At 62.1% G+C, this 4,245-nt stretch carries 5 protein-coding genes and 1 pseudogene; 1 reads left to right on the top strand and 5 read right to left on the bottom strand.

Features of this window, described 5'->3' with window-relative positions:
* Nucleotides 1-334 (top strand): annotated as a pseudogene (locus J0I64_RS02370) (hypothetical protein); the annotation flags it as partial.
* A 32-nt stretch (nucleotides 335-366) separates the two neighbouring features.
* Here the strand turns inward: J0I64_RS02370 and J0I64_RS02365 are convergent.
* The 5 genes from J0I64_RS02365 to J0I64_RS02345 all read right to left on the bottom strand — a co-directional run.
* Nucleotides 367-702 (bottom strand): cupin domain-containing protein, encoded by a 336-nt coding sequence (locus J0I64_RS02365; protein ID WP_291406029.1) that lies wholly within the window; start codon nucleotides 700-702, stop codon nucleotides 367-369.
* Between the two features lie 4 nt (nucleotides 703-706).
* Nucleotides 707-1,468: a 2-dehydro-3-deoxy-D-gluconate 5-dehydrogenase KduD gene (kduD, locus tag J0I64_RS02360; protein ID WP_291406028.1), complete on the bottom strand. Its 762-nt coding sequence runs from the start codon at nucleotides 1,466-1,468 to the stop codon at nucleotides 707-709.
* Nucleotides 1,468-2,298, bottom strand: a complete 831-nt coding sequence (gene kduI, locus J0I64_RS02355; RefSeq protein ID WP_291406027.1) for a 5-dehydro-4-deoxy-D-glucuronate isomerase — start codon at nucleotides 2,296-2,298, stop codon at nucleotides 1,468-1,470. The genes kduD and kduI overlap by 1 nt, the downstream gene beginning before the upstream one ends.
* A 33-nt stretch (nucleotides 2,299-2,331) precedes the next feature.
* On the bottom strand, nucleotides 2,332-3,069 hold the full coding sequence (locus J0I64_RS02350; protein ID WP_291406026.1) for a FadR/GntR family transcriptional regulator: 738 nt from the start codon (nucleotides 3,067-3,069) through the stop codon (nucleotides 2,332-2,334).
* 5 nt (nucleotides 3,070-3,074) lie between these two features.
* Nucleotides 3,075-4,245, bottom strand: a 1,171-nt coding sequence (locus tag J0I64_RS02345; RefSeq protein WP_291406025.1) for a TRAP transporter large permease, incomplete at its 5' end; no start/stop codon positions are given.

The following is a 4,245-nucleotide window of genomic DNA, read 5'->3' as shown; positions in this document are numbered from 1 at the left end:
CTTCGCCGGCCATATATGGGATCGCCGCGACGCCGCCGGTCGCATGGGCGCGACAGCCTGCGTCGTCGTCAACCGCTTCATTCCCTACTATGAGCGCACCGGCAATTGGGAGGCCATGGCCTGGTGGGTACACGACCACCTGCCCTATTCCGATATGGAGTTCTTCCCAAAATTCGCGGCCTTCAATCTGCAATGGCGCGAAGACCCCATCCGCGCCATCTACAGCTACATCCCCCCACGCCGCGGCCGCCTGACCGAACCCAGCAAACCCAATTGGGCGGGGAGGCACGATGAAGCCTACGCGACGATGCTGGCCGAGCTAAACCTCAAATAGCCTCCGCACCACGTCTTCAGCGGACAGGGCAGTTACAAAAAATCAGCCCGATGCGGCGTGAACACGTCAACCAGCCGGCCCTTTTCCAGCGCCACGACGCCGTGCACCAACCCGGATGGCACGATGAAACTGCCGCCCTGACCCACAACCTGGGTCTTGCCGTCGATCGTCACCTCAAAACTGCCTTCGGCGACATAGCTCACCTGAATATGCGGATGGCTATGCGGCGCGCCGATTGCGCCCTTTTCAAAACCGAACTCGACCTGCATCACCTCAGGTGTGTAGATCAGCACCCGGCGCGTATTGCCGGGCGCCAGTTCGGTCCATTCGGTTTCCCCTGCTTGGGCGAAAAACTTCTGTTCAGTCATGAGATCACCTTGCGAGCCAGCCGCCGTCGACGGGGATGACGGCGCCATGCATGTAGTTGGAAGCCGGTGCCAGCAGGAACACTGCCGCATCGCCAATGTCGGACGGCACACCCCAGCGCCCCGCCGGGATACGCCCGAGGATGGACGCGGATCGATCAGGATCGTTGCGCAGCGCCTCGGTATTGTTGGTCTCGATATAGCCGGGCGCAATGGCATTCACATTGATGCCCTTGGCTGCCCATTCATTCGCCAGAAGGCGGGTAATGCCCAACACGCCGCTCTTGGAGGCGGTGTAGCTCGCCACCCGAATGCCGCCCTGAAAACTCAGCATCGATGCAATGTTGACGATCCGGGCCGGCCGATCTCCGGCTAGCGCCTTGCGGCCCATGGACTGGGCGAGGAAGAACATCGTCTTGAGATTGATGTCCATCACCGCGTCCCAGTCGTCTTCGGTGAAATCCACTGCATCGACCCGCTTGATGATCCCGGCATTGTTGACGAGGCCATCAATCGGACCATGCCGATCCCAGGCGGCGTCAAACATGGCCTGCGCTTCCTTGGTCGAACCCAGATCGGCCCGCACCTCGGCGAACTCCGCGCCCTCTTTGGCCATCAACGCCGCGGTTTCAGCCATCGAAGAACGGCCAACCCCAATCACTCGGCCACCAGCCCGGCCGATGGACAGGGCGATGCCCTGCCCAATGCCGGTATTGGCGCCGGTGACCATCAACGTCTTGCCTGAAAGACTGAATGCACTGAGATCCATCAGCGCAGGTCCGTCATTTCGACCTTCTCGACATCGGTATAGTCGACGTTGTCGCCGGCCATGGCCCAGATGAAGGTGTAGGAGCCCGTGCCCGCGCCGCAATGGATCGACCAGGGCGGCGAAATGATCGCCTGCTCATTGCGCACGATCAGGTGGCGACTTTCATCCGGCTCGCCCATAAGGTGCACGACGAAGGCGTCCGGCTTCATGTCGAAGTAGAGATAGGCCTCCATCCGGCGGTCATGCACATGCGCTGGCATGGTGTTCCACAACGAGCCCGGTGCAAACTTGGTGAGGCCGACGACGAGTTGGCAAGTCTTGACGCTATCCGCATTCACATACTGGAAAATAGAACGTTCATTGGCCGTCTCGCGCGCCCCCAGATCAAGCCGCTTGGCAGATGACTGCTGCAGCAATTTGGTCGGGTGCGAGGTATGGGCCGGTGCGCTGAGAAGGTAAAACTTCGCGCCGGCACCGCTGAAGCGCACGTCCTTGGCACCCATGCCGACATAGAGCATGTCCTGGCTGCCCACGACATGCGCGGTGCCATCGACGGAAATGGTCCCCGCCGCCCCGATATTCACCGCGATCAACTCGCGGCGGTCGAGGAAATTTGCGGTGCCGGTGGGCTTGATGGTTTCGAGCACCAGCTCGCCGCCTTCCGGCACGGCGCCGCCCACGGCCATGCGGTCATAGTGCGTATAGGTCCAGCGCACGGCCCCGGTCGCAAAGAGATCGTCGATCAGGAAGTTTTCGCGCAGTTCACCCGTGCCCATGCCGGCCGCCCCGGCTGGGTCGATGGCAAAACGGATGTCGAACTCGGTGCTCATGGCGTCTCCGGCAAGTCTATACGTAGGAAAGGATCAATGCCCGGCCTGCTGGGCGAGGCGGGCGCGATAGCGGTCCTGGCTACGCGAGAGGTGCTCGCGCATGGCCTCCCTCGCGCCATCGGCATTCTGCGCCGAAATGGCGAGCAGGATGCGCCTGTGCTCCTCGTGGAGCCCGGCCTGGTATTCGAAGGTGAGAACGCTTTCCGTGCCCCAAGGCGAGGCCACGTCGCAGGGAATGGTGCGACTGCCCAGCGCATCGAGCACTTCGATGTAAAAGGGATTGTTGGTCGCCGCAGCGATGGCGCGGTGAAAGGCAAAGTCGGATTTACCCGTCGGATTGCCCGATTTGAGCAACCGGCCAAACTCGTTCCAGGCCTCGAGAATGGCAGCCTCCTGACTGGCGCTGCGCCGCTGCGCGGCAAGCCCGGCCGACTCGATCTCGATGCCCATGCGCACTTCCAGCACATTGAGGGCCACCGAGATCTTGTTGGAGCTTTCCCCACCGATGGCGGTGAACGCGCTGGCGGCACTCGCCATGACGAACACCCCTGCCCCCTGACGCGGCTGCACCGTGCCATCGGCGGCGAGCGCCGCAATGGCCTCGCGCACCACGGTTCGGCTCACCCCGAAATGCACGGTCAGCTGGTTTTCCGTGGGCAGTTTGGTTCCCGGCCCGAATTCGCCGGTCCCGATGCGCTTGCGCAGCGCATCGATGACCATGTCGGCGAGTTTGGGCTTTCGTGTGGGCGGGGTGATTTCGTTGAGAGACATGGTGATTACCGGAACAGACTCGGCAGCCAGAGGGAGAGAGCAGGAATGTAGGTCACAAGGCCAAGAACCACGAGACCCGCCGCGTAGAATGGCCACACGCTCCGCATGGCCTCCCACACGGTTATCTTGCCCACCGCCGCGGCCACGAACTGCACGGGTCCAAGGGGCGGCGTGTTGAGGCCTATGCCCAGGTTCAGGATCATGATCACGCCGAAATGCACGGGATCGACACCGAAGGCCGAGACCATGGGCAGGAAGATGGGCGTCGTGATGACGATCAGCGGCCCCATATCCATGAACGTACCGAGCAGAAGCAGCATCACATTGATGAGCAGCAGCACCATGAGCGGGTCGGTCGTCAGGTGCGAAATGGCATCGGTCAGGATCGGCGCGACCTTGAGATAGGCCATGAGCCAGCCGAAGGACGCCGCGGCGCCGATGATGAACAGCACCATGGCCGTGGTCCGCACCGCGCCGGTGACGCAGTGGACGAACTCGCGGAAACTCAGCGAGCGATAGACCAGCAGCGTTACCAGCAGCGCATAGAGCACGGCGATACACGAGCTTTCCGTCGCCGTGAAAATACCCGAGCGCACCCCGCCGAAGATGATGACGATCAGCATCAGCCCCGGGATCGAGATCAGAAAATACTGAAACGCCTTGGCAAAGCCCGGAAAGGGCTCGGTCGGATAGCCGCGCTTCACCGCCACGATATAGGCAGTGATCATCAGCGCCAGGGCCAGCAAGAGCCCCGGAATGATGCCCGCGGTAAAAAGATCCGCGATGGAAATGCGACCGCCGCCCGAGAGCGAATAGATGATCATGTTGTGGCTGGGCGGCAGCAGCAGCGCGATCAGCGCCGCCATAGAGGTGACGTTGACCGCATAGTCAGCGCCATAGCCGCGCGCCTTCATCTGCGGGATCATGATGCCGCCGACAGCGGCCGCTTCGGCCACGGCCGAACCGGAAATGCCGCCAAAGAGCGTCGAGGCGGCCACGTTGACCTGCCCAAGGCCTCCCCGCACGTGGCCGATAATTGACCCCGCAAACTGGATGATACGGGCAGCAATGCCACCCCGCATCATCAGGTCGCCGGCGAAGATGAAGAACGGAATGGCCATCAGCGTAAACGCCGAAACGCCGGAATTGAGCTGCTGGAACACCACGATGGCGGGG

This window comes from Devosia sp., assembly GCF_017307565.1.
Lineage (GTDB): Bacteria > Pseudomonadota > Alphaproteobacteria > Rhizobiales > Devosiaceae > Devosia.
This window is presented reverse-complemented; position numbering and strand designations above follow the sequence as displayed.

Excerpts from the sequence above, each read along its gene's own strand:
- kduD (WP_291406028.1), bottom strand. The coding sequence starts at position 1,468 with ATGGATCTCAGTGCATTCAGTCTTTCAGGCAAGACGTTGATGGTCACC.
- J0I64_RS02365 (WP_291406029.1), bottom strand. The coding sequence starts at position 702 with ATGACTGAACAGAAGTTTTTCGCCCAAGCAGGGGAAACCGAATGGACC.
- J0I64_RS02350 (WP_291406026.1), bottom strand. The coding sequence starts at position 3,069 with ATGTCTCTCAACGAAATCACCCCGCCCACACGAAAGCCCAAACTCGCC.
- kduI (WP_291406027.1), bottom strand. The coding sequence starts at position 2,298 with ATGAGCACCGAGTTCGACATCCGTTTTGCCATCGACCCAGCCGGGGCG.